The 23,847-nt window shown below is 69.0% G+C and carries 20 protein-coding genes and 2 pseudogenes; 14 read left to right on the forward strand and 8 right to left on the reverse strand.

What is annotated here, in order from left to right:
* Window positions 1-77 precede the first annotated feature (77 nt).
* Entirely contained in the window at window positions 78-1,340 is a 1,263-nt protein-coding gene (locus tag IE153_RS17525; RefSeq protein ID WP_189590616.1) for a D-arabinono-1,4-lactone oxidase, read from the forward strand.
* 532 nt (window positions 1,341-1,872) lie between these two features.
* Here the strand turns inward: IE153_RS17525 and IE153_RS17530 are convergent.
* Window positions 1,873-2,223, reverse strand: coding sequence for a helix-turn-helix transcriptional regulator (locus IE153_RS17530; RefSeq protein WP_189590617.1), 351 nt, complete (start codon window positions 2,221-2,223; stop codon window positions 1,873-1,875).
* Between the two features lie 228 nt (window positions 2,224-2,451).
* On the opposite strand from IE153_RS17530, the gene IE153_RS17535 reads away from it, so the two are divergent.
* From IE153_RS17535 to IE153_RS17580, 10 genes are all read left to right on the forward strand, one after another.
* The gene (locus IE153_RS17535) at window positions 2,452-3,141 is read left to right on the forward strand and encodes an ANTAR domain-containing protein (protein WP_229829030.1); all 690 of its coding nucleotides are present in this window, start codon (window positions 2,452-2,454) and stop codon (window positions 3,139-3,141) included.
* 184 nt (window positions 3,142-3,325) lie between these two features.
* The gene (locus IE153_RS17540; protein ID WP_189590619.1) at window positions 3,326-4,570 is read left to right on the forward strand and encodes an ROK family transcriptional regulator; all 1,245 of its coding nucleotides are present in this window, start codon (window positions 3,326-3,328) and stop codon (window positions 4,568-4,570) included.
* 220 nt (window positions 4,571-4,790) lie between these two features.
* Entirely contained in the window at window positions 4,791-6,053 is a 1,263-nt protein-coding gene (locus IE153_RS17545; RefSeq protein ID WP_189590620.1) for an ABC transporter substrate-binding protein, read from the forward strand.
* Between the two features lie 20 nt (window positions 6,054-6,073).
* Window positions 6,074-7,039: a carbohydrate ABC transporter permease gene (locus IE153_RS17550; protein WP_189590621.1), complete on the forward strand. Its 966-nt coding sequence runs from the start codon at window positions 6,074-6,076 to the stop codon at window positions 7,037-7,039.
* On the forward strand, window positions 7,036-7,920 hold the full coding sequence (locus tag IE153_RS17555) for a carbohydrate ABC transporter permease (RefSeq protein ID WP_142158138.1): 885 nt from the start codon (window positions 7,036-7,038) through the stop codon (window positions 7,918-7,920). Before IE153_RS17550 ends, IE153_RS17555 begins: the two co-directional genes overlap by 4 nt.
* A gap of 12 nt (window positions 7,921-7,932) precedes the next feature.
* Window positions 7,933-10,845: a glycoside hydrolase family 2 TIM barrel-domain containing protein gene (locus tag IE153_RS17560; protein WP_189590622.1), complete on the forward strand. Its 2,913-nt coding sequence runs from the start codon at window positions 7,933-7,935 to the stop codon at window positions 10,843-10,845.
* Between the two features lie 126 nt (window positions 10,846-10,971).
* Window positions 10,972-11,967 (forward strand): ABC transporter ATP-binding protein, encoded by a 996-nt coding sequence (locus tag IE153_RS17565; protein WP_189590623.1) that lies wholly within the window; start codon window positions 10,972-10,974, stop codon window positions 11,965-11,967.
* Window position 11,968: 1 nt separating this feature from the next.
* Window positions 11,969-12,772 (forward strand): ABC transporter permease, encoded by an 804-nt coding sequence (locus IE153_RS17570; RefSeq protein WP_189590624.1) that lies wholly within the window; start codon window positions 11,969-11,971, stop codon window positions 12,770-12,772.
* Between the two features lies 1 nt (window position 12,773).
* Window positions 12,774-13,580, forward strand: a complete 807-nt coding sequence (locus IE153_RS17575) for an ABC transporter permease (protein ID WP_189590625.1) — start codon at window positions 12,774-12,776, stop codon at window positions 13,578-13,580.
* Window positions 13,577-14,146 (forward strand): hypothetical protein, encoded by a 570-nt coding sequence (locus tag IE153_RS17580; RefSeq protein ID WP_189590626.1) that lies wholly within the window; start codon window positions 13,577-13,579, stop codon window positions 14,144-14,146. The genes IE153_RS17575 and IE153_RS17580 overlap by 4 nt, the downstream gene beginning before the upstream one ends.
* Window positions 14,147-14,158: 12 nt before the next feature.
* Here IE153_RS17580 and IE153_RS17585 read toward each other — a convergent pair whose 3' ends face one another.
* Entirely contained in the window at window positions 14,159-15,469 is a 1,311-nt protein-coding gene (locus IE153_RS17585; protein WP_189590627.1) for an MFS transporter, read from the reverse strand.
* 945 nt (window positions 15,470-16,414) lie between these two features.
* On the opposite strand from IE153_RS17585, the gene IE153_RS17590 reads away from it, so the two are divergent.
* The gene (locus tag IE153_RS17590; protein ID WP_189590628.1) at window positions 16,415-16,900 is read left to right on the forward strand and encodes a hypothetical protein; all 486 of its coding nucleotides are present in this window, start codon (window positions 16,415-16,417) and stop codon (window positions 16,898-16,900) included.
* 74 nt (window positions 16,901-16,974) lie between these two features.
* Complete coding sequence (locus IE153_RS17595; RefSeq protein ID WP_189590629.1) at window positions 16,975-17,835, forward strand: alpha/beta fold hydrolase; 861 nt, start codon at window positions 16,975-16,977, stop codon at window positions 17,833-17,835.
* Between the two features lie 949 nt (window positions 17,836-18,784).
* Here IE153_RS17595 and IE153_RS17600 read toward each other — a convergent pair.
* The 3 genes and pseudogenes from IE153_RS17600 to IE153_RS17610 all read right to left on the reverse strand — a co-directional run.
* Window positions 18,785-19,318 carry a transposase gene (locus IE153_RS17600; RefSeq protein WP_229829032.1) on the reverse strand — a complete coding sequence of 178 codons (534 nt, stop codon included), beginning with the start codon at window positions 19,316-19,318 and terminating at the stop codon, window positions 18,785-18,787.
* Window positions 19,319-19,629: 311 nt separating this feature from the next.
* Window positions 19,630-20,079 (reverse strand): hypothetical protein, encoded by a 450-nt coding sequence (locus IE153_RS17605; RefSeq protein WP_189590630.1) that lies wholly within the window; start codon window positions 20,077-20,079, stop codon window positions 19,630-19,632.
* A 204-nt stretch (window positions 20,080-20,283) separates the two neighbouring features.
* Window positions 20,284-20,925 (reverse strand): annotated as a pseudogene (locus tag IE153_RS17610) (NF041680 family putative transposase); the annotation flags it as partial.
* 124 nt (window positions 20,926-21,049) lie between these two features.
* Between IE153_RS17610 and IE153_RS17615 the strand changes: the two are divergent.
* The gene (locus IE153_RS17615; RefSeq protein WP_189590632.1) at window positions 21,050-21,577 is read left to right on the forward strand and encodes a GNAT family N-acetyltransferase; all 528 of its coding nucleotides are present in this window, start codon (window positions 21,050-21,052) and stop codon (window positions 21,575-21,577) included.
* Between the two features lie 44 nt (window positions 21,578-21,621).
* Here the strand turns inward: IE153_RS17615 and IE153_RS17620 are convergent.
* From IE153_RS17620 to IE153_RS17630, 3 genes and pseudogenes are all read right to left on the reverse strand, one after another.
* Window positions 21,622-21,920, reverse strand: a pseudogene (locus IE153_RS17620) (transposase); the annotation flags it as partial.
* A gap of 260 nt (window positions 21,921-22,180) precedes the next feature.
* A complete protein-coding gene (locus IE153_RS17625) occupies window positions 22,181-22,630 on the reverse strand; it encodes a hypothetical protein (protein WP_189590633.1) in 450 nt (149 codons plus the stop codon).
* A gap of 78 nt (window positions 22,631-22,708) precedes the next feature.
* Window positions 22,709-23,833 carry a NucA/NucB deoxyribonuclease domain-containing protein gene (locus IE153_RS17630; protein ID WP_189590634.1) on the reverse strand — a complete coding sequence of 375 codons (1,125 nt, stop codon included), beginning with the start codon at window positions 23,831-23,833 and terminating at the stop codon, window positions 22,709-22,711.
* Window positions 23,834-23,847 lie beyond the last annotated feature (14 nt).

Raw genomic sequence — 23,847 nt, forward strand, 5'->3', positions numbered from 1 at the left:
CGGCAACGGACATCGGGCCGGGGTAGGTTCCGGCCGGGGGCTTCCCGGTCCCCGCTGTCTCGGGGAAGGACGACGCGATGAACGGGACCGTGACCAACTGGGCGGGCAACATCACCTACGCGGCCAAGGAACTGCACCGGCCCGGGTCGCTCACCGCGCTGCGGGCGCTCGTCGCGGACGGCGACCGGGTGCGGGTGCTGGGCAGCGGGCACTCGTTCAACGAGATCGCCGAACCGGGCCCCGAGGGCGTCCTGCTGTCGCTGGCCGACCTGCCCCCGGAGGTGGACGTCGACACGGCGGCCCGCACGGTCCGGGTCGGCGGCGGCGTGCGCTACGCGGAACTGGCCCGCCGGGTGCACGGGCAGGGGCTCGCGCTGCACAACATGGCGTCCCTGCCGCACATCTCGGTGGCCGGGTCGGTGGCGACCGGTACCCACGGTTCGGGGGTGCTCAACGGGCCGCTGTCGGTGTCCGTGCGCGAGGTGGAGCTGGTCACGGCGGACGGCTCGGCGCTGACCATAGGGCGAGGAGAGGAGCGGTTCGGCGGGGCCGTCACGTCACTCGGCGCGCTGGGGGTCGTCACCGCACTCACCCTGGACCTGGAGCCGGCCTACGAGGTCGAGCAGCACGTGTTCACCGAACTGCCGCTGGAGGGCTTGGACTCCGGGGTGTTCGAGACGGTGATGGCCACGGGGTACAGCGTCAGTCTGTTCACCGACTGGCGTGAGCCGGGCTTCCGGCAGGTGTGGCTCAAGCGGCGCACCGACCAGCCGCTGCCCGCCTTCCCCTGGGCCGCTCCCGCCACGGAGAAGATGCACCCGGTACCGGGCATGCCTGCGGTCAACTGCACCGAGCAGTTCGGCGTGCCGGGGCCGTGGCACCAGCGACTGCCGCACTTCCGGGCGGAGTTCGTCCCGAGCAGCGGGGCGGAGCTGCAGTCGGAGTACCTGCTGCCGCGCGGGCACGCGGTGGAGATGCTGCACGCGCTCGACGCGATCCGGGAAACCATCGCGCCCGTCCTGCAGACCTGCGAGGTGCGCACGGTCGCCGGTGACGACCAGTGGCTCAGCCCCTCCCACGGCCGGGACACCGTCGCGGCGCACTTCACGTGGGTCGAGGACACGGAGGCGGTACTGCCGGTGGTCCGGCGGGTCGAGGAGGCGCTGGAGCCCTTCGGGGCGCGCCCGCACTGGGGGAAGGTGTTCACCGTGCCCGCGACCGCCCTGGCCGGGCTGTACCCGCGACTCGGCGACTTCCGGTCGCTGACACAGGAGCTGGACCCGCGGGGCAAGTTCGCCAACGCCTTCGTACGAGGGGTGCTGGCGGGGACGGAAGCGTAGGCGTACGCGAGAGGGGGCGGGGGCTGCTGCCGCACTGAGAGCGGGGACTGCCCGCACCAAGGGGGGCGGGAGTCGCCCTCGCTGAGGGCAGGTGCTGCCCGCAATGGGGCGGGGGCAGCCCGAGCCGGGGCGGCGACTGCCCGCACGGGACCAGGGGCCGCCCACACCCGCGCCGGGAAACACCCACACCGAAGCCGGAACCACACACCGGAGGCAGGACTGCCCGAGCCGGGACGGCAACCGCCCGCACGGGACCAGGGGCCGCCCACACCCGCGCCGGGAAACACCCACACCGAAGCCGGGACCACACACCGGAGGCAGGACTGCCCGAGCCGGAGCGGCAACCGCCCGCACGGGACCAGGGGCCGCCCACACCCGTGCCGGGAAACACCCACACCGAAGCCGGAACCACGCACCAGAGGCAGGACTGCCCGAGCCGGGACGGCAACCGCCCGCACGGGACCAGGGGCCGCCCACACCCGTGCCGGGGAATGCATGCGCCGGGGCAGGGACTGCCCGCGTGCCCCGCCGGTCAGGTCGCCGCGCGCGGGAGGCCCCGGGTCGCGGAGGTCGTGACGCGGGCCGCCTCGTCCTTGACGAGCAGGGACATCAGGGCAGCCACGGTCAGGCCCGCCTCGGCCGGGTGGCGCAGCACCTTGCCGGGGTCGATCCGGTACGTGTTGGTGCGCCCCTCCCGGGTGTGGGAGAGGTATCCGTCCTGCTCCAGGTCGGCGATGATCTTCTGCACGGCTCGCTCCGTGAGCCGGCAGTGGGCCGCGATGTCCCGGATCCGAGCACTGTGATTGTCGGCAATGGCGGCCAGCACGCGGGCATGGTTGGTGAGGAACGTCCATCCGGTGTGTGGCTCGGGCACTCCATCCATGCCCCAACTCTAGCGACAGAACATTCACGCACCCAAAAACACGTACTTCGTTTCATGTATCGGTTGACGGGTGTGGGGTAGAGAGGCAACGCTGGAAGCGGAGGCAAGGCGAACGGAGCAAGGGAGAACAGGGCCATGCCGGAGCCTGCGTACTCTGCGCGGTCTCACCCACAGGAACACGCCGCACCCACGGCGGTCGACAGTGCGCCGGCGGCGATCCCGCCCTGCATGGCGACCATGGACGTCGTCCCGGACGGCGACCGCATGACCGTGACCATGTGGGGCGAGCTGGACCTGGGCAGCCGGCGGTTGCTCCCCGAGCTGTACGACATGCTCACCCTGTCCGGCACCGGCCTCGACCTGCGCCTGGACGCGGTCGGCTTCTGCGACTGCTCCGGCCTCAACGCGCTGCTGGATCTGCGCACCCGCGCTGCCGACGAGGGCAAGACGGTCACCATCCAGTCCTGTGGCATCGCGGTCGAGCGCCTGCTCGACCTGACCGGCGCGCGGGAGCTGTTCGCGGATTCCGGCCGGCCCGAGAGCGCCCCGCCCCCGGCCGCGCCCGCCTCGGACCCGCCGGACGAGGACGGCCAGGACCTCCGCGCCGAAGTCACCCAGCTGCGCCGCGCCATGCAGACCCGGCCCACCATCGACCTGGCCCGCGGCATCCTGATGGCCTCCTTCAGCCTGAGCCCCGAGGCGGCCTGGAGCGTCCTGGTCAGGACCTCCCAGAACACCAACACCAAGCTGCACCACCTGGCCCAGGACTTGGTGGGCACCGTGCGCGGCACGACGCTGCCGGAGCAGGTGCAGCGACAGCTGGCCGCCGCGGTCGCCGGCGCGAGCAGTCCCGGCGAGGCGGCGGCGCCCCCCACGGGCACCCCCGCCGAGGACGCGGACCGAGCCACCGGGGACTGACACACCCGCACTGAGGCATCATGGGCAGGCCACACCCGGCCACCACCGGCCCTCAGCAGGCGGGCACTTTATAAAGCCCCTTTCCAAACCCCTTGTCGAAAGTCCCGGCAGACCATAGCCTTGCGCCGCGCCGGTGCCGACGTCGAACCGGCCCGGCCGGTCTGGGAAGGAATGGGGCACCCCGGTGAAGCGCACATCACGTGACATCCGCACCGCGAACCGCTACGAGGTGCTGCGCCAGATCATCGCGGAGTCACCCACGTCCCGGCAGGAGCTGGCTGCGGCCACCGGCCTCAGTCTCGCCACGGTCGCCACCCTCGTCGGCGAGCTGCTCGACCTCCGCATGATCACCGAGGTCGGCTTCGAGGACTCGGCGGGCGGCCGCCCCCGGGGCCTGGTCGCGGTCAACAGCTCGGGCGGCGCGCTGATCGGCGTCGACATCGCCGAGACGTACGTCCACGTCGAGCTGTTCGACCTCGGGCTGAACGTGCTGGCCCGCGCCGAGGAGGACGTCCGGCCCAGCGAGAGCCTGCCCGAGCAGGTGGTGGGCCATGTGGCCACCGCCGTCGGCTCGGTGGTCACCCAGGCCGGCATCGAGGGCGCCCGGGTGCTCGGGGTCGGCGTCAGCGTGCCGGGGCAGGTGGACCGCGCGACCGGCACCTCGGAGTACGCGCCCAACTGGGACTGGCACGACGTACCGCTCCTCGAGCTGCTCACCGAGCACATCGCCTACCCGCTGTACCTGGACAACCCGCTGCGCGCCAGCGCGGTCGCCGAGCTGTGGTTCGGGGCCGCGCGTGGGCACGGGAACGCCGTGGTGGTCAACCTCGGCACCGGCGTGGGCGCCGGTCTCGTCCTGGGCGGCGGACTGCACCGTGGGGTCAGCAACAGCGCCGGCGAGTGGGGCCACACCACGATGGTGCTGGACGGACGACTGTGCCGGTGCGGCGACCACGGCTGTGTCGAGGCGTACGTCGGCGCGCGCGGCATCATGCTGAACCTGCGCGAACTCAGCCCCGACAGCCCGCTGTTGCACGACGAGGACCAGACGGCGACCATCGACGCCCTGGCCCGCGGGGTCGCGGCGGACGACCCCGTGGCGCGCCGGGTCGTCCACGAGACCGCCCGCTACCTGGGCGCCGGCGTCGCGGACCTGGTCAACCTGTTCAACCCCGAGATCGTCGTGCTGAGCAGCTGGGTCGCCCGCACCCTGGGCGAGCCGCTGCTGCACGAGGTGCGCGAGGCCGTGACCCGGCACGCGCTGCCACGGCCGCTGGCCGCCACCGAAGTCGTCCTCTCCCCGATCCCCACCGACCCGGTGTGCCTGGGCGCGGCCACGTTCGCGCTCGAAGGCGCCCTCCAGACCGTCGGGCAGAAGAACGGCAAACGCGCCGCCCCCATGAGGAGCCGTACCACCACACCTTCGTAGCGGCGGAACCAACTCCTCCGCACCCCCCACGCGTTCGAAATCACGAACCGGACACAACGCTTCGTACAGACTTCGTCCAACCCCTTGCCGAAGCCTTAGCCGAAGCTCTAGCGTCCCGCACCGCACCTCTCTTTGAGCCATCTGGCGCGAGCCCCCGGGCCGTGAGCCATCAGGCAGTGAGCCGCAGAGCCGCAGCCGCACTCGAGACAAGGACGTCAGCATGTCGGCATCGAGCAACATGAACTGGGACCGCCGAAACGTACTGCGGGCCGCGATGGGCCTGGCCGCCGCCGGCGGACTCGCCGCGTGCGGCAGCAACACCGGACGGGGCAGCGGAGGTTCGGGCGACGGCCTGGTCCAGTACTTCCACGCGTACGGCGAGGCCGGCGTCGAGCAGGCCGTGAAGCGGTACGCGAAGGACTACAAGGACGCCGACGTCACCACGCAGTGGATCACCGGCAACAACTACGAGCAGAAGCTCTTCGCCGCGCTGCTCACCAAGAACGCGCCGGACGTCTTCGAGTTCCACCCGCAGATCCAGCTCGTCAAGAGCGGCCAGGTGGCGGACCTGACCGACATCATCGAGCCGGTCAAGGACGACTTCAACCAGGCCGACATCAAGTCGCACACGGTCGACGGCAAGATATACGGCGTCCGGATGATCGACGACCCGCAGTTCCTCTTCTACCGGCCCTCGCTGTTCAAGAAGGCCGGAGTCGAGGTGCCGACCACGCTGGAAGAGCTGATCGAGGCCGCCGACAAGCTGACCACCAGCAAGGTCAAGGGCATCTTCCTCGGCAACGACCTGACCTCGATCGACCGCCCGCTGATCTGGTCGGCCGGCGCCGACACGCTCACCGCGGACAACAAGCCCGCCTTCAACACCGACGCCGTCGCCGAGGGTCTCAAGCAGCTGCGTGGCCTGTTCACCAGCGGCAACCTGCTTCTCGACGCCCCCGCCGACTCGTGGGATCCCTCGGCCTTCATCCAGGGCCTGACGGCGATCCAGTGGTGCGGCATGTGGGCCATGCCGGCCATGCAGAAGGCGCTCGGCGACGACATCGGCATCTTCCCCTTCCCGAAGGTCGGTTCGGCCGGCAGGCAGTCGGTCTACAACGGCGGCTGGTCGATGTTCGTCAACGCCAAGAGCAAGAACGTCGAGGCGGCCAAGGAATACGTGAAGTGGCTGTGGATCGACCAGAAGAAGTACCAGGAGGACTTCGCCACCTCCTACGGCTTCCACATCCCGCCGCGCACCTCGCTCGCCCAGTCCGCGAGCAAGCTGAAGTCCGGCCTGCCGGCCGAGGGCGTCAAGCTCTTCAACGAGTTCGGTCACTTCGACAACATCGGCTGGACGCAGGCCATGATCGCCGCGTTCTGGGACGTGATCGCCAACACCATCCGCAAGGACGGTGACCCGAAGGCCCAGCTCGACGCCTGCGAGAAGAAGGTCAACGCCGAACTCAAGAAGCTCTTCGGATAGACCACCGGACGGATCTCGACATGTCGACCACCACCACGCGCGGGGTCGCCCAGCCCGCCCCGGCCAAGGTCTCCCGGCCTCGGCCGCGGCGGGGCCTGAGGGCGAGCAGCACCTTCAACTTCTGGCTCTTCACCGGGCCGTTCCTGATCGGCCTGGTGATCTTCGTCTTCGTGCCGATCGGCTGGAGCATCTGGCTCAGCTTCTTCGAGGCACGCTTCACCGTCACGCCGAGCGAGTTCGTCGGCTTCGACAACTACAAGCAGATCCTCACGGACACGAACTTCCGGAACTCGCTGGTCACGTTCACCGTGTTCGCCGCGTTCATCGTGCCCGCCACCTGGGCCCTCTCGCTGGGCCTGGCGTTGCTGGTCAACCGGCTGCGGTTCATGCGGGCGTTCTTCCGGTCGGTGTTCTTCCTGCCGACCGCGGTCAGCTACGTCGCCGCCGCGCTGATCTGGAAGATGTCCATCTTCAACGGCGTCCGCTTCGGTCTGGCCAACACCGTCCTCGGCTGGTTCGGCGTCGACAACATCGCCTGGCTGGCCAACCCCGACCCGCCCTGGTACTGGCTGGTCATCGTGACCGTCCGCCTCTGGCTCCAGTCGGGCTTCTACATGATCCTGTTCATCGCGGCGCTGCAGAACATCCCGCGGGAGCTGTACGAGGCCGCCTCCATCGACGGCGCCAAGCCGGGCTGGCAGACCTTCCGGCACATCACCCTGCCCCAGCTCAGGGCCACCTCCACCGCGGTGATCCTGCTCCTGCTGGTCGCCGCGTACCAGGCCTTCGACGAGTTCTTCAACCTGCTCGGCAAGGCCACCTGGGGCCAGCCCCCGCTCGTCGAGCTCTACAAGATGGCCCTCGGCCAGAACCAGAACTACGGCGCGGGCAGCGCGGGCGCGGTCGTACTGACCCTGCTCATCTGCGTCGTCACCCTGCTCCAGGGCAAGATCATGGGCTTCGGAAGGGGTGAGGAGTCCAAGTGACCACCACGGCACCCGACATCACCAAGGCGACGAAGCCGGCCAAGGCCAAGCGCGGCGGCGGCGTCATGGGCAGCACCGGTCTGTACATCGCGACCGGCGTCGCCGCCCTCCTCTTCCTGATCCCCTTCTACCTGATCGTCCGCAACGCGCTGATGACGGACCCGGAGATCACGGGCGAGACCTGGAAGTGGTTCCCCACGTCCATCCAGTGGGGCAACATCACCGAGCCGTTCGACGACGTCACCGTCGACTTCGCGCAGTCCCTGTGGAACTCCGTGGTCGTCGCCGTCCTCCACACGGCGGGCATCCTGCTGATCTGCTCGATGGCCGGATACGGTCTCGCCCGCATCCCGTACAAGCACGCCAACAAGGTGTTCTACGCCGTCCTGGTGACCCTGATGGTTCCCACGGCCGTCACTTTCGTGCCGAGCTTCGTGCTGGTCTCGTCCCTCGGCTGGGTCGACAGTTACCGGGGTCTGATCATCCCGGGCCTCTTCAGTGGTTTCACCTGCTTCCTGTTCCGGCAGTACTTCCTGGGGTTCCCGAAGGAGCTCGAGGAGGCGGCGCGGGTGGACGGGCTCGGCTACTGGGGCGCGTACTGGCGGATCGTCGTACCGAACTCGCTGAACTTCTTCGCGGCCATCGCCACGATCACCTTCATCAACGGCTGGAACGCCTTCCTGTGGCCCCTGGTCATCGGACAGGATCCGAGTGCCTGGACAGTCCAGGTGGCGCTGTCGTCGTATATGACGAACCAGACCGTCAACTACCACCTGATCTTCATGGCCACCGCCATCTCGATCCTGCCCCTGATCTTCGTCTTCCTCTTCCTCCAGCGCTGGCTGGTGCAGGGGATCGCACAGACCGGCATCAAGGGCTGAGCTAGGAGACCGATGTCTTTCCGCACGACCCCATCCGTCGACTACGTCGAGGACGTCTCCCCGGGCAGCGGGGCCCTGCCGCCCCGCGCCTGGTACGCGTCCTCGGACGCGCGGTCCCTGTCGCTGAACGGCAGCTGGCGTTTCCGGCTCTCGGCCACCGCCGGCGCCGAGGACGACTCGTTCGCCGAGGAGGGCTACGACGCCGGGAACTGGGCCGAGGTCACGGTCCCCGGGCACTGGGTCCTCCAGGGCGACGGGGCGTTCGGTTCCCCGATCTACACCAACCACCTCTACCCCTTCCCGGTGGACCCGCCGTACGTCCCGACGGAGAACCCCACCGGTGACCACCTGCGCGTCTTCGATCTGCCGTCCGACTGGCCGTCGGACGGCGGGGCGGTGCTGCGCTTCGACGGGGTCGAGTCCTGCGCCCGCGTCTGGCTGAACGGCACGGAGCTCGGCGAGTTCAAGGGCTCCCGCCTCGCGCACGAGTTCACGGTCGGCGAGTTGCTGAAGCCGGGCTCCAACGTGCTCGCCGTGCGCGTGCACCAGTGGTCGGCGGGGTCGTACCTGGAGGACCAGGACCAGTGGTGGCTGCCGGGCATCTTCCGTGACGTGACGCTGCTGCACCGTCCGTCCGGCGGCGCCGGCGACTTCTTCGTGCACGCCTCCTACGACCACACCACCGGTGAGGGCACCCTGCGCGTCGACTCCGACGTCGACGGCCGGGTGAGCGTGCCGGCCCTGGACATCGATGTCGCGACCGGCGAGCCGGTGACGGTCGCGGTCCGGCCGTGGACCGCCGAGACGCCGAAGCTCTACGACGGTGTGCTGGTCACGGACGGGGAGCGGGTGCCGCTGCGGATCGGTTTCCGTACGGTCGTCCTCGAGGACGGGCTGATCAAGGTCAACGGAAAGGCCGTCCTCTTCAAGGGCGTCAACCGGCACGAGTGGCACCCCGAGCACGGCCGCGCGCTCGACCTGGAGACCATGCGCGAGGACGTGCTGCTGATGAAGCGGCACAACCTCAACGCCGTGCGCACCTCGCACTACCCGCCGCACCCGGCCTTCCTGGACCTGTGCGACGAGTACGGGCTGTGGGTCATCGACGAGTGCGACCTGGAGACCCACGGCTTCACCGAGCAGGACTGGCGGGACAACCCGGTCGACGACGACCGCTGGACCCCGGCCCTGCTGGACCGCGCGGCGCGCATGGTCGAGCGGGACAAGAACCACCCGTCGATCGTGTTCTGGTCGCTGGGCAACGAGGCCGGCACCGGCCGCGGGCTCACCGCCATGGCCGAGTGGATCCACGGCCGCGACCCCGAGCGGCTGGTGCACTACGAGGGCGACTGGAACTGCCGCGACACGGACGTGTACTCGCGGATGTACGCCTTCCACGACGAGGTCGAGAAGATCGGGCAGCAGCTCGACGGCGGCACGCACAGGCGCCGCGAGCTGCCCTTCATCCAGTGCGAGTACGCGCACGCGATGGGCAACGGCCCGGGCGGACTCGCCGACTACCAGGAGCTGTTCGAGAAGTACGAGCGGCTCCAGGGCGCCTTCGTCTGGGAGTGGATCGACCACGGCGTCCGGCACGCCGAGCTGGGCTACGCCTACGGCGGTGACTTCGGCGAGGAGCTGCACGACGGCAACTTCGTGTGCGACGGGCTGGTCTTCCCGGACCGGACGCCGTCGCCGGGCCTGATCGAGTACAAGAAGGTCATCGAGCCGGTCCGCATCGAGGGCTGGGGGTCCCCCCTGCTCGAGCGAAGCCGAGAGCTTGGGGGAGGCGCCAACGGCATCGTGCACGTCACCAACAAGCAGGACTTCGCGGACCTGTCGGCCCTGGCCTTCGAGTGGTCGTGCCAGGTGGACGGGGAGACCGTCGAGTCGGGCTCGCTCGCGGTGCCGGCGCTCGCGCCGGGCGAGAGCGCCGAGGTGAAGCTGCCGGAGCCGCCCGTGGACGGCCGGGGCGGCGAGCGGCAGTGGACGGTGCGGGCGCTGCTCGCGGACGACACGTCCTGGGCCGCGAAGGGGCACGTGGTGGCCTGGGGCCAGTTCGCCGTGGGGGCACGGCCGCTGCCGTCCTTCCCGGCGACCGACCGGCCCGTGCCGGACGGGGGCCGGATCACCCTCGGCCCGGCCGATTTCGACGCCCGCACCGGTGCGCTGCTCTCGATCGGCGACGTGGAGGTCGGCGCGACGCCGCGGCTGGACGTGTGGCGGGCGCCGACCGACAACGACGACGGCGCCGAGTGGCAGACCGACACCCGCTACGGGACGCTGTGGCGCACGCTCGGCCTGCACCGGATGCGGCACCGCCTGGTCTCGGTCGAGGCGGGCGACGACGCGCTGACCGTCCGGACCCGGGTGGCGCCCGCCGCCCGCGAGGTGGGTCTGGACACGGTGTACCGCTGGACGTCCGACGGCGAGCGGCTGCGGCTGACCGTGTCCGTGACGCCTCAGGGCGACTGGACGGTGCCGCTGCCCCGGCTCGGTGTCCGCTTCGGGCTGGCGGAGGCGGACCGGGTGGAGTGGTTCGGCGGCGGTCCCGGCGAGGCGTACCCGGACACCGGCAAGGCGTCCATGGTCGGCCGCTGGCAGTCGACGGTGGACGGGCTGCAGACGCCGTACGTCCGTCCGCAGGAGAACGGTGCCCGGGCCGACGTCCGCTGGGTGGAGCTCGGCGGGCTCAGGATCGAGGGTGACCCGGAGTTCTGGTTCACGGCGCGGCGCTGGACGACCGAGCAGCTGGACGCGGCCCGGCACCGCACCGACCTCACGGCCGGCGACACGGTGTGGGTCAACCTCGACCACGGGCAGCACGGCATCGGCTCGCAGTCCTGCGGCCCGGGTCCGCTGCCGCAGTACTTCCTGAAGGCGGAGCCGGCGGAGTTCTCGTTCGTGTTCTCGACCACCAGGTAAGAAAGACGATTAATCGATTGACTGATTGATCGACATTTCGAGAGTGTCGGGATGTCATCCGCGGCCGGTCGGCCCTCGTGCCGACCGGCCGTCGCTGCGTTCACCACAAGGGAGTTGGTGGGTCCGTTGAGTGTCGCCATCGAGGTCCGCGGGCTGTCCCGTACCTTCCACACCACCGTCCGCCGCCCCGGCTTCACGGGCGCCGTCCGTTCCCTGGTCAACCCCGAGCGGGTGGCCAAGCACGCCGTCTCCGACATCACCTTCGACGTGGCCGCGGGTGAACTCCTCGCCCTGCTCGGCCCGAACGGCGCCGGCAAGTCCACCACCATCAAGATCCTCACCGGCATCCTCACCCCCACGTCGGGCGAGGCCCGGGTCGCGGGCGTGGTGCCGTACCGGGAGCGGGAACGCAACGCCCGCAACGTGGGCGCGGTGTTCGGGCAGCGCACCCAGCTGTGGTGGGACCTGCCGGTGCGCGAGTCGTTCGCGATCCTGCGGGACATCTACGAGGTGCCCAGGGCCGAACACGCCGCCCGGCTCGCGGAGTTCGACGAGATCCTGGAGCTGTCGTCGTTCTGGGACACCCGGGTCCGCCACCTCTCGCTGGGCCAGCGGGTGCGCAGCGATCTGGCCGCCGCCCTGCTGCACGATCCGCCGGTGGTGTTCCTGGACGAGCCGACCATCGGCATGGACGTGGTGGTGAAGGAGCAGGTGCGGGAGTTCCTGCGGCACCAGGTGGAGCAGCGCGGCCGTACGGTGCTGCTGACCACGCACGACATGACGGAGGTCGAGCGGCTCGCCGAGCGGGTGGTGCTGGTCAACCACGGCCGGCTGATGCTGGACGGCTCGCTCGACGAGATCCGCCGGAAGTTCGGCTCGACCTGGCAGGTGCGGGCCACGCTGGCGGATCCGCACGCCGAGGTCGTCCCGCCGCCGGGCACCACGCTGCTGCGGCACACCGGCGGACAGGTCGTCCTCGGCCCCGGCGGGCCGGACGCGCCCACCGTCCAGCAGGCGCTGAAGGCGGTGATCGAGCGGTTCGAGGTGACGGACATCGCCCTGGACGAGGCGGACCTCGAGGACGTGATGCGGGCCGCGTACGCGCACGCCGGGGAGGTCTGACGTGGCCGTGCCCCACGCCTGGCGCGCCGCCCGGGTCACCCCGCTCGGCGAGCTGAACGCACCGCCCCGGATGACCGCCGTCGCCCTGCGGCTGGCCGTGCAGGTGGTGCTGGTCTGGTCGCTGTGGAGGGGCCTGTACGCGCAGTCCGGCACGACCGCGGGGCTGAGCCGCGACCAGGCCGTCACGTACGCCGTGCTGGCCGTACTGGCGTCCCGGCTGCGGGAGCTGGACCAGTACGCGGGCCGGGACACGGTCCTGCAGCACATGCACTTCGGCACCATCGTGTACTGGTACCTGCGCCCGCTGCCGCCGCAGCGCTACTACGCCCTGCGGGCGGCCGGAGAGCAGCTGTACGGGCTGGCGTGGGCGCTGACGGGATACCTGATCTGCCTGGCCGCCGGTGTCGTCGAGCCGCCCGGATCGCCCGCGGTGGCCGGGGTGTTCGTGCTCAGCATGCTGCTCGGCCAATGGGTTCTGTACTACGTCATGCTGATGCTCGACCAGTTGTGCTTCTGGACGGTCCGCAACACCGCGGCGATGCTCATCCTGCTGTTCGCGCAGAACCTGCTGTCCGGGGTGTACGCGCCGCTGTGGTTCTTCCCGGACTGGTTCGTGACGATGAGCGCGTTCCTCCCCTTCCAGGCCACGCTGAGCGTGCCGTTGTCGCTGTACGTGGGCCGGATCCCGTTGTCCGACGCGGCGTTCCAGCTCTCCGTGCAGGCCGCGTGGGTCGTGGCGCTGGCTCTGTTCACCCGGTTCCTGTGGCGGCGGGCCGCCCGGCGCGTGATCTCGCAGGGAGGCTGAGATGTCGTTGAAGGCTCTGCGGATCGTGTGGCGCGTGACGGCGCTCAACTTCCGCGCGCAGATGGAGTACCGCACCGAGTTCCTGCTGATGATCGCGATCGGCGCGATCTGGCAGGTGTCGGTGATCGTGTTCGCGACGGTACTGCTGTCGCGGTTCGCCGGGATGGGCGGCTGGGACAGCTCCGACGTGCTGCTGATCCCGGCGACGCGGATGCTGGCGCACGGGCTGTTCGTGCTGTTCCTGGGACGCATGCACTGGGCCGGCCGGCAGATCCAGGAAGGCCGCATCGACATCTACCTGATGCGTCCGATGCCGGTCCACCGCCAGATACAGCTGGCGTTCTTCCCGACCAACGCCATCGGGGACCTGACGGTGGCGGCCGGCCTGATGGTGGGGGCGCTCTCCCGCAGCGACCTGGACTGGACGACGGGCCGGATCACGTACCTGGTCGCGGCCGTTCTCGGCGGCATGCTGCTGGAGGCGGCCCTGTTCACGGTCGTGGCCAGTGCGTCCCTGCGCTTCCCGGCCGCCGACATGTGGGGCCGCTGGCTGGAGGAACTCCTCGGCACCTTCGGCAGCTACCCCCTGAACGTCCTGCCCAAGGCGGTGGGCGGATTCCTCACCTTCGGCCTTCCGCTCGCGTTCGTCGCCTACTTCCCGGCAGCGGTCCTCACGGGCCACGGCCACTCGACGGGAGTCCCGTACTGGCTCGCGGCGGCCTCACCGCTGCTCGGGCTGCTGGCGTACCTGGCGGCGCGGGTGCTGTGGAAGTGGAGCCTGCGGCACTACACCGGGATCAACGGATGAGCGCGCAGGAGTACGCCGCCGAGGCCGTCGTGTGGAGCCGGCTGGCCGGGCTGCTGTCGGCGGCGGGCGACCGCGAGGAGGTCCAGGCGTGCTGGGACATCGGCGAGCAGGAGGCCGGTCTGGAGCTGCTGGTCGAGCGGCTGCTCGGGCAGGGCGCGGGCGTCGAGGGGGCGGCCCGCGCCGAGCTCGCCGTGATGGCCGAGCAGTGGGGCGAGTGGGACTGGCTCGGCGCACGGATCGCCGCCCTGCCCCACGTCGGCGAGGAGGCAGGTCGGCTGCGTGTGCTCCAGGACGGGGCGGAGGAGACGCGGCCCGCCGGATTCGTCCTGCCGGAGCACCCGCTCGCCCGGGCGGTGCTCGTTCCGTGGATCGTGTGCGCACCCTGCGAGCGGGTGCTGGCCCGGGCCCACCGGCGGGAGGAGTGGGGCGCCCTGTCGTTCCTGGCGGAGGGATACGTCGTGTTCGGGCCCGACTTCGCCCCGGTGGTCTTTGCCCGGGAGGAGCCCGGGGCGGCCTGGGACGCGCTGGCCGCGCTGCGGGACGGCTGCGACCGCGATCGCGGGTGAGTCCCGGCCGGGTCAGGGCCGGCCCGCCCCGCGGATCGGGGTGAGCAGGGCCGTCGCCGCGAGCAGGACGCACGTCGCTCCGGCCGCCAGGGCGACCGGAGCTGTGCCCTGTTCCTCGGCGGCCCAGGTGAGGACGGCGGCGCCGACGGGGGCCGCCGCGTAGTGGAGGGTCCAGAACGCGGAGGTGACCCGGCCCAGGAGGTGTTCCGGGGTCACCTCCTGGCGGAGCGACATCGAGCAGGTTCCTCCCATGGCGGCACAGGCGAGGAAGACGGCGCTCAGGGCCGCGACGACCGGCACGTCCCGGGCCCAGCCGAGACCGGCGAACGCGAGGCCGCAGCCCGCGACCGAGCAGGTCCACGTCGGCCCGAAGCCGAGGCGGCGGCGGATCCTGGCCACGAGCAGGGCGCCGGCGATGGTGCCGAGCGCACCGGCCGCCATGACGGTGCCGACGGTGCCGTCGTCGTGCCCGAGGTCGTACTTGAGGTGGTAGATGACCAGGTCGTTGAGGCCGAGGGTGAGGAAGCTGAAGACGAACAGCAGGACGGTGAGCGAGCGCAGCACGGGGTGGCCGTGGAGGAAGGCGATGCCGGTGCGGAGGTCCTGCCACAGTCCGGTGCGCCTGCCCGGCCGTTCGTCCGGAGTGCGGGAGCGGAACCGTACGAAGAACAGGCACATGGCCGACACCCCGAAACTGGCCGCGTCCACGCCGACGGCCGCGGCCGGGCCGGACCACGCGGCGACCAGCCCCGCGCACAGCGGCCCGAGGACACCCGCCGCGGCGGCTGTCGCGTTCAACCGCCCGTTGGCCTCCGTGAGTTGCCCGGTACCGACCAGTGCGCGCACGCCCGTCACGTAGCCGACCGCGAACAGCATGCCGACGGCCTCGCACAGCGGCAGCACCGCGTACAGCAGCCAGATCTGCGGCCCGAACAGCCACACCACCGGGATCACCCCGTACAGCCCCATGCGCACCAGATCGCAGGCGATGAGCAGCCGGCGCCGGTCCACCCGGTCCACGACCGCCCCGGCGAACACCGCCGCCACGACGGATGCCGCCCCGCCCACCGCGGTCAGCAGCCCCATCCGGGCGACCGAGCCGGTGGCCTCCAGGACCAGCAGGGGCAGGGCGATCAGCGCGAACGAGTCGCCGAGCACGGAGAGGGTCTGGGCGGCCCAGAAGATCCCGAAGTCGCGCTGCCGCCACAGCGGGCGGGCGCCGCGTGAGCCGTCGTCGGCGGCGGCTTCCGAGGGCCCTCGGCCGGGCTTGCCGCCGGACTCGCCGCCGGGTTCATCAGCGCGCCGTGCCGCCCCGTGCGTCATGCAACCTCCCCCGTCGCCGATGCACGGCAACCCTACGGCCGTGGGCGAAAAGCGGTACCGGCGGGCGGCACGGGCGGGTAGCGTCCGCACCGTGAGCTGATCTCTCCCGCGGTGTCCCGGACACCGCAGCCGCCGCGGAACGGACCCGCACCGCGGGCGTTTGCCCCCCACCCCCCGCCAGAAGGCGAGGTTGTTCCGGGCGATGAGGGTGACGGCCGCACGGCCCTACTTCCGTCCTCGCTCCCCCGATCCATCGGCGGCGAACGCGTCTCGTCCACGGAGGTGCACCGACCGAGTCAGGGCGTAGCCAGCCATGCCAAGTACCAGTCTCGGAAGTCCGGCCCCCGCGTCAGGCCGCCCCAGTCAGGATCGTCGAACCAGACGCGACCAGCGTCTCTCCCCGTGACGACTAGGCGGTGGAACGTGCCGCAACCGCACTCCCCGATGACCAGGCTCCCTTCGACCGAGTACCAGCCGACTCTCCCCCGTCCGCTGTTCGTCTGAACGACGCCGGCCCGGCCAGCGTCGACGATCGGATCGACGCCCTGCACAGTCACCGGACAACTAGGCTCAACTGCCCCGCCCGGAGGCCTCGTCCTCGCCGCGGTACGGACCGACATCTTCCGCGACGGACCTCCGCACCTTCTGGCGACCCATCCACGCCCCCGACAACCCCAGACGGCTGGACGCCCCCCGTAACCGAGGTCTCGGCAAGGCCCATTCGGCGAGTAGCCAGGACCTTCGCATGGTCAGCACTGGTAGCTAGCCGGTGACTTGGTGCGTCAAAGCGCAGAATTAGCTCAAATCGGATTGGGCAGCTACCTCTCGGCGGAAGACTTCGGTTGCAGACTCGAGCGGCAGGAACCGTCGCAGGAACACCGGTGCGATCCGCTCGGATGGCCCGGCCGGATAGGAACACCGTCGGACGCTGGGAGGGGACCCCTGATGGCACTGGAAGAGCACGAGCGAGCGCGCGCCGTCATCGACCTGCGGATGCAGGAGTACGAGACGCTTCGTACTGAGATCATCCAAAGGATCGCTGCTCGGCAGCAGATGACTGGGTATGCCGCCGCGCTGACCGCGATTGCCGCGACGCTGGGCGGGAATCTAGGCTGGTGGCGGTGGCTCATCGTGGCGCTGGTTGTTTTGGGTTCGGCCCTCTACCTTCGGGACAGCAATAAGGGGATCCAGCGCATCGGACTTCATCTGCAGGATTTAGAGAAGGACATCAACGCGCTTACTACCGAGGTCTATGGGCGACCGGTTCTTTCCTGGGAAAATCGTCGGCAGGGCCAGCGCGAACGAGAGAGCTGGATCTGGAAGGTGATCGGCATCTTCGGGGGTTGGCACCTGCGCAAGCCGACTAAAGAACTCCCTGGGCAACGCACCAGCCCGAACGCTCGCACGGAGGCTCGAACGCCTGTTGAGTAATCAGAGCTGCCCGTTGGCCTCTGCTTCCAAGCAGAGCACAAGGGCACCAGGGAGGCCCTCTATGCTGTTCGTCTATGAGTCAACTGCTCACTCTGACGGTCCCATCTAGCGCCCGTGCTCGATCCCTCGTCACCAGTCGCGGCACGTTCGCTGCTCTCGACATGGCACCCGAGAGCTCTGTACCCCACATGGGCACTGCCCTCATGGTTCCCGGCTTCATGGGCAGCAAGGAGGACTTCCTGCCCATGCTGCCGCCGGTGAGCCGAGCTGGTTACCGTGTTGTCACCATCGATGGTCGAGGGCAGTACGAAACGGGTGGGATCCATCCCCCTGCAACGTATGCGAGGGAGGAGCTCGCTCAAGACCTCACTGCCGTCGTTGAGGCTGTCGGTGATGGGCCAGTCCACCTCGTGGGCCATTCATACGGCGGTCTCTTGGCGCGGGTTGCCGTTCTGCACACTCAGGGAGACCCGTCCCTCTGGCGGTCTCTGACACTCATGAACTTTGGCCCGGCGGAAGTGTCCGCTCAACAGCGCGAACGGCTGCGGCTATTGCTCTCAGTACTTGACTCAATGGCTCCAGAAGAGATCTGGCCCTTTCTGGGGGGCCACGACGCCACAGTGCCGGATGACGTTCGATCGTTTATGCGGACTCGTTGGCTCGCCAATGACCGCAGCCACGTCAAGGCAGCTGCCGAGCACTTGCTTACCGAGCCTGACCACACGGCAGCCCTGGCGGCGATCGACCTCCCCAAGGCCGTCGTTTCGGGCTCACCCGACCTCACTTGGGTTCCGGAAGGCGTAGCGAAGATGGCCGACGCTCTGTCGGCACAACTCATCGCGTTGCCCGGAGGCGGACACTCACCGAATGTCCATCGCCCGGAGGAAACCACAGCGGCGCTTACAAAGTTCTGGGATGCCATCACCACCCCCTGAGCTAGATCCCCGCGGGTTTGCTGCCCGTCATCACGGTGTGCAGACCAGATACGGCTCCAACCGTCCACGCACAGGTCATTTGACGACTCGGACCTCGCCGAAACCAGACACCGATGATGCTGGTGCGGTCTCGGTGGGCCCCCCGAATCGGCTCCGCCGCTGGCGACCTGCCGGGTAGCGGTTGTCGACGCGGGTGACGATGTCACCGATGGACTCGGGCTGCAGTCCGCCGCCCTCCATCACGGTGTTCCAGCGGTTGTGCAGGCGACGGCAGGCGTAGCCGTCCGGGTCGGTGAGGCCGGCGGCCTCCTTCCACGCCTGTCAGGCCCTCTTCTGGCAGATCGAGGGCTGGGAGCCGTAGGGGACCGGGACGCCACGGGGCGCGCACCTTGGACACGCGCAGGTCAGCCTTGATGCCGCCGAGTCGCGGACCCGGTTGAAGGGCGAGTTCGTGCTGGAAGCCGGCGACGGCGAAGTGCATGAGCACCAGGGCTCGGTCGCGGATGTCCCTGAGGTTGTCGGGGCAGACGGCGCTGATCTTCACCAGGTGATCCACGATCAGCGGCGGGTCGTGGCCCCGGCCGCGGGTCTCCCCCTTCTCCTTGCCGTCCCCCAGCCGCACGCCGTGTTTGGCGCGGGCGGTCACCACGGTGCCGGAGATCCGCCGGTCAATGGTCGACGGCGCGGTGCACGTCCCCTTCCTTCCGCCGGGCTGGGTCCACAGTCACTCGACGAACGTCACCAGCATGCCCGGGATGACGGCAATCACGGGCACTCCGGAGACGGCGCAGAACTTCGTCCAGCTCGCTCAGTGCTGGGCGTAGCTTCGGCGGGTGCTTCCTGGGCGGCCGTCGGCCACGGTGCGCGCAGCAGCCGGTTTTTGCGTTCCAGTCCGCGCCGGGCAGCGGTCGCGACCGCGGGACCGCTGGGCGTCTCTTCACCAGCTTGCTCAGCACGGGGGCGAAGAACCCCACCAGCCGCCGTCTGCCCAGACGAGGGTGATGTCGCGGTGCAGGCGGCGCAGCCGTCTCTGCAGGTCCGCCGCGGCGTCGCGGTCGCCGATGTTCGCGGCGGTGACCGCGACGACCAAGAGCAGACCGAGGGTGTCGGTCACGATGTGCCGTTTGCGGCCCGGCACCTTCTTCCCGCCGTCGTAGCCGCGTGAGGAGGCCGGCACCGTCGCGGCGGCCCGCACCGTCGCGGCGGCCCGCACCGACTGCGCGTCGATGACAGCGGCCGTGGGCTCGGCCTCGCGACCCTCGCGTTCACGGACCTTCCCGCGCAGCCAGTCGTGTAACTCGGCGATCAGTCCGTACTCGCGCCAGCGGCGGAAGAAGGCGTAAACCCCGCCCCAATCGGGGAAGTCCACAGACACTTCCCGCCAGGAGATCCCGCCCGCGACCAGGTAGCGGACCGCGTCCAGCAGCTGGCGGTGGCAGTAGCCCTCGGGCCATCCGCCCCACCCCTGAAGCCAGACTGGCACCGGCAACGATGGCCGGACCTCCGCCCACTCCGCGTCCGTCAGGTCCGACGGATACCGGCGCACCCGCTCGTGATGATCGGCCGCGTTGCCGTACACGTGCGCGGGGCAATCACACGACACAGCAGGCGAGTTGAACTCAACGGGCTGGGGCGCGTACAACGACGGCAACAGGGCCTCCGGGAACCGCTCGGACTGGGGTCGCACCCCCGAGCTACGGGAGGCCCTGCCTTCATACGCGTATCGCCGGAAGATCACCCGACCAGGAACTCTGTTCGATCCACACATTCCAAGATCGGTTGAGGGGCGGCTCCTCAGTCGACATGAGGCCAAATCTGGACTACCCATGCCTCAAGGGGGTCCTCATGCGGCCCTTCAGGCGGGAAGGGATCGAGTGCCAGCGAAGCCTCAACATGATCTCGCCCTCGGCAGAGCAAACGCAGGTGATAATGCCCCGGCCGCAGCTGAATCTCGCCGTGGCAGACGCCATGCAAGTCGACCACCTCGAGGCGATCTGTCATCGGAGCATGGAAAGCCCGTTCATATTCCCACGAGCCTGATGGTTGGGGAGCAGGCCCGTCCCACACTTCTAAACGCACTAAAGGGTAGAAATCGTTGTCGCTGGAGGTAAGACTCCAGCCTTCCCCGGGGATCTGAACAATATCGTCCCCCGCCGGGGCTTGTTCGAAGAGGATGGGGCCGATCTGGATGGTCCTGTAGTACACGCGCGGCCGGACATCAACAGCGTTGATCAGAGTGGGCACTTACTCTCCTCAGAATCGAGCGAGCAGGGCCCGTCAGGCCAACCGCGACCTGAACCGAAAGCCCCCTCAACTCATCTCGCAACGATCACAAGCGGGCGCTCGCCCGGCCTTCATGCGGTTATCGCCGATAAGTCACCCGACCAGGAAACCTGTTCGATCCAGGCGTTCCACAATCGGTTGAGATACGGCTTCTAAGCTTGTCATTCAACCTTTGCGAGCTTTGAGGCGATTACGTTCGGCGATGGTCTCGGGGCGTCGGGCCGTTTTGCCCACGTCGTGGAGAGTAGCGTGATGCCGGTTCCTGGAGCCAAGCGGCCTGCTCGGTCCGGGTGTTGAGGGTTTCGGTGCGCGGGCTGGGCAGTGCAGGTGCGGGCGGAGGCTCCGAAACCCCCGACGGACCCGCGCCGGGGTGAGCCGGGCGGGCTCGGCCGGTTTCTCCCAGGGGCGGCGGAGGTCGGCGGCGGCCTCGCGGGTGAGGCGGAGCTGAGTGTGGGCGACGATCACGAACCATGTCCACCGGTCCGCGGCCTCTGGGGTCCGCAGCTTCGGGCGGGTCCAGCCGAGTGTTTGCTTGATCATGCGGAAGGTGTGCTCCAGGTCGAATCTGCGCAGGAAGACCTGCCAGCGCAGGTCGACGTCCTCGCCGGTCATGCCGGTACTGGAGGACCACAGCCACACGGGCAGCGGCTCCTGTCCACCGGGCAGGTGATCAACCTGGAGACGGATCAACGTGCCCTCGATGTGGGGAAGTTCGCCCTCATGGGCAATCCACGCGGAACGGGTGGTCAGCCTCGGATGGATGCGGTCCCAGCGAGCCTGCACGGTGCCGTACCGGTCATTGATTTGGTCGGAGCACGGGATCAGTCGAAGGCCGTGTTCACGTCCGCGAAATCCCCGTACGGGCGATCATGTTCGGCGTATTGTTCGAGGCCCGACCGCAACGGCGGCCTCAGAACAGAATGATGTCCTCATGGACACGCAACCTCTCCAGCTCGCCGCTCACGGCCTCGTGCTTCGCGAATGGACGAGCGATGACCTCGCCGTCATGCAACAGCTGTTCGACGACCCCGATGTCGCATACCGGACCCCGTTGGAGTCACCGTTCGGCCAGGACGCCGCACTGCGCTACCTGCACAGCGCAGAACGGGTCCGACGGGACAACAACCGGATCCACCTGGCCATCACCACCGATGGACACCAGGCACTGGGAGAAGTCCTGCTCAACCGTGCCACCGGCAACATCGGATACATCGTCGGCGCCGCCCACCGGGGGCAACGGCTGGCAGTGCGCGCTCTTCGAACGATGACCGAGTTCACACACACCACCCTTCCCCTGCCGAAGGTGATCCTTGAGATCGAACCTGACAACCAGCCCAGCATCGCCGTCGCACGATCGGCCGGCTTCCACCCGTCCAGCTCGGCCCCCGAGACCGTCACCGACAAGGGCCGGACCTACGACCTACTCACCTGGGAACACAGCCTGACCACCGCCGCCTGAGGTTAAAAAGCAAGCTAAGGCTGTCAACTCGTTGACTGCGCTGTTTGACGCTGGCCCCCGAACGAGTGAGTGCCCTTCTTCACCTCGCCGGTCTCGTCGACCACCAGGACCGCGGCCTCGTCAGAGATGTGCTCGACGACGTGCTCGCGCACGTGACGCTGTCAGTATCCCAGACGGCCGGCACAGCAGATGCTGCAGCATGCAGTGCGAGCTAGTCTCCCCGGCCCCTTCCGCGATCGTCCAGCAGTTCTTACGCGGCAGGTCCGACAGAAGGCCCAGCATCAAACCGCCCGGCTTTCAGCCGCGGTTCGACCCGGGCGAACCGGCCCGCGACCCAGCCCATGGCGCTGTTTGCCCGGACCGGTTCAGCCGATCACGGACCGGGCGAAGGCGACGGTGCCGACGAAGGAGCCCCCCGTTACCTTCTTCGTGGCTCCGCAATGGGGCCTCCGGCCTTCGGGTCCGGCATGACTTCCCCCTCCTGTTGACAACACCCGGTGAGTGGGCGGTTCTGTGGCAGTGATTGAGGAGAAGTGCTACGAAAGGAGCGGCCCTGTCTCGGCGGAGTTGACGTCCGGTCGGTGTTCAGCCGTGGGTGACGTTCTACAGCGGCCAGAACTGGAGGACGTGCTCCTCTGCTTCGCGCGATGCGATGAGCAGGCGTCCGGTCCAGTGGTAGGGCGGTTCGAGGCCGGGCCTGTGGAACAGTTCCTCTGGCGGTGGGTCCTGGAACATGTCGTCGGGGTCTGTTCCTGTCGTGAAACTGGCCGGGGCGTCGGTCGCGGTGCAGGTGAAGGCCTCGATGTGCCTCCACTCCCCAGCCAGTGGTTCCGGCTCCTGGTCGTAGATAAGGAAGCTGATCTTGACGGGGTCCCACTCGCTTGATCCTGCGGTGATGGTGAGGCAGCTGTCGCTTTCGGTGGCGGTGATCCGAGTTTCGGAGGTCATGGAGGGCAGTGCGATGCCCTCGGGTTCTCCCATGTCCACCACGTAGAAGGCGTGGCTCAGTGTGGCCATTCCGGTGTACTCGTTCACCGGCCGGATCTCTGCCATGGGCATTGCTTTCCTCTGTCACGGGGGCAGGCCCTCGCGCCGCACGGCGTGAGGGCCTGCCAGTGCCGGTGTGCGGTGCTACTGGCCGGCCTGCACGTAGAACTTGTCTCCGGGCAGGAGGTGGTAGCGACCGAAGAAGGTTCGCAGGATGCCGCCCTGCTGGCGGTTCTCCTTCAGCGGCACCCACTTGATGGATCGGTTGGGCGGGTTGTAAGTGTTGCCGCCCTGCGTGGTCTCGGCAAACGGGTACTCGTCACAGGAGGGCTTGGTGCCGTCGTCGCTGGGGTCGACGGTCCACCAGATGTCGCCCGGCTTGGGCCTGACGCTGGGGCCGCAGACTTCCTTGCGGTTTTCTTCGGCTTTGGCCTTGGTGGCCCGGGTGAGCGGAACGGTGGAGCCGGGGCGACCAATGTGGAGGCCGGCGCGCTGGACCTTTCGGATGTTGTCGCCGATCCCAGGCAGGTTCGCCATGTCGGACAGTTTGGTCCAGTCCTTCTCGACGGAGATGCGGGTTGGGTACACGCAGCCTGCGCCGTACTGACGGTCCTCGTCGTCGCAGCGGTAGGTGGAGCCGACGTAGGCGGCTTCACCACCGGTGTAGCCGGGCTTCTTGAAGTCGAACTCGTAGCGGGTGTGGCTGGAGCGCGGGTGCCCCCTGCTGACGGTGAAGGTGTGGCTGGCCGATCCGGTGTGGGCGGAGCCGTTCAGGGTGAACGGCGAGGCCAGTCCGCCGCCTGCGCGGACCTGGCAGCCGGAGCCGCAGGAGGGGTGGAAGGTGGTGAGGATGCCCTTGGCGTTGCCGGTGATGGCCGCTTTGCTGACAGTGATCTTCTCAGACCACTTGACGCTCTTGAGGTTCAAGTGGATCTCGTGCCATGCGGTGAACTTGGCCGTACCCACCGTCCGGCCGTTCTTCTTAACGTCGACCTGCACGGGCGCGCTGTAGCAGTCCATGGTGCGGTTGACCGCAGTGGTCATGGGGTTGGGCTGCTTGCAGTACCCGGCCGGCTCGCCCGCCCGCTGCGCGGCCGCCGCGCTCTTGAAGTTGTTGGCGCTGAAGTCAGACGTTATAGAGCTGGTGGTGACGATGATCTCGTTACTTCCGCTGGCCCGGCCTGAGGGAGCGGAAGCAGCGATCGTGCCTGCGGCAGCGATGGTCAGGGTCGCCGCCGTGGCGATCAGCTTGCTGTTGGCGAATGTCAAGTTGCACCCCCGGT

Source organism: Streptomyces massasporeus (assembly GCF_014648995.1).
Lineage (GTDB): Bacteria > Actinomycetota > Actinomycetes > Streptomycetales > Streptomycetaceae > Streptomyces > Streptomyces massasporeus.

Bases quoted from the DNA above. Each gene is read 5' to 3' on its own strand.
- IE153_RS17525 (WP_189590616.1), top strand. From the start codon at position 78: ATGAACGGGACCGTGACCAACTGGGCGGGCAACATCACCTACGCGGCC.
- IE153_RS17530 (WP_189590617.1), bottom strand. From the start codon at position 2,223: ATGGATGGAGTGCCCGAGCCACACACCGGATGGACGTTCCTCACCAAC.
- IE153_RS17535 (WP_229829030.1), top strand. From the start codon at position 2,452: ATGGCGACCATGGACGTCGTCCCGGACGGCGACCGCATGACCGTGACC.
- IE153_RS17545 (WP_189590620.1), top strand. From the start codon at position 4,791: ATGTCGGCATCGAGCAACATGAACTGGGACCGCCGAAACGTACTGCGG.
- IE153_RS17550 (WP_189590621.1), top strand. From the start codon at position 6,074: ATGTCGACCACCACCACGCGCGGGGTCGCCCAGCCCGCCCCGGCCAAG.
- IE153_RS17560 (WP_189590622.1), top strand. From the start codon at position 7,933: ATGTCTTTCCGCACGACCCCATCCGTCGACTACGTCGAGGACGTCTCC.
- IE153_RS17575 (WP_189590625.1), top strand. From the start codon at position 12,774: ATGTCGTTGAAGGCTCTGCGGATCGTGTGGCGCGTGACGGCGCTCAAC.
- IE153_RS17580 (WP_189590626.1), top strand. From the start codon at position 13,577: ATGAGCGCGCAGGAGTACGCCGCCGAGGCCGTCGTGTGGAGCCGGCTG.
- IE153_RS17585 (WP_189590627.1), bottom strand. From the start codon at position 15,469: ATGACGCACGGGGCGGCACGGCGCGCTGATGAACCCGGCGGCGAGTCC.
- IE153_RS17590 (WP_189590628.1), top strand. From the start codon at position 16,415: ATGGCACTGGAAGAGCACGAGCGAGCGCGCGCCGTCATCGACCTGCGG.
- IE153_RS17595 (WP_189590629.1), top strand. From the start codon at position 16,975: ATGAGTCAACTGCTCACTCTGACGGTCCCATCTAGCGCCCGTGCTCGA.
- IE153_RS17615 (WP_189590632.1), top strand. From the start codon at position 21,050: ATGGACACGCAACCTCTCCAGCTCGCCGCTCACGGCCTCGTGCTTCGC.
- IE153_RS17625 (WP_189590633.1), bottom strand. From the start codon at position 22,630: ATGGCAGAGATCCGGCCGGTGAACGAGTACACCGGAATGGCCACACTG.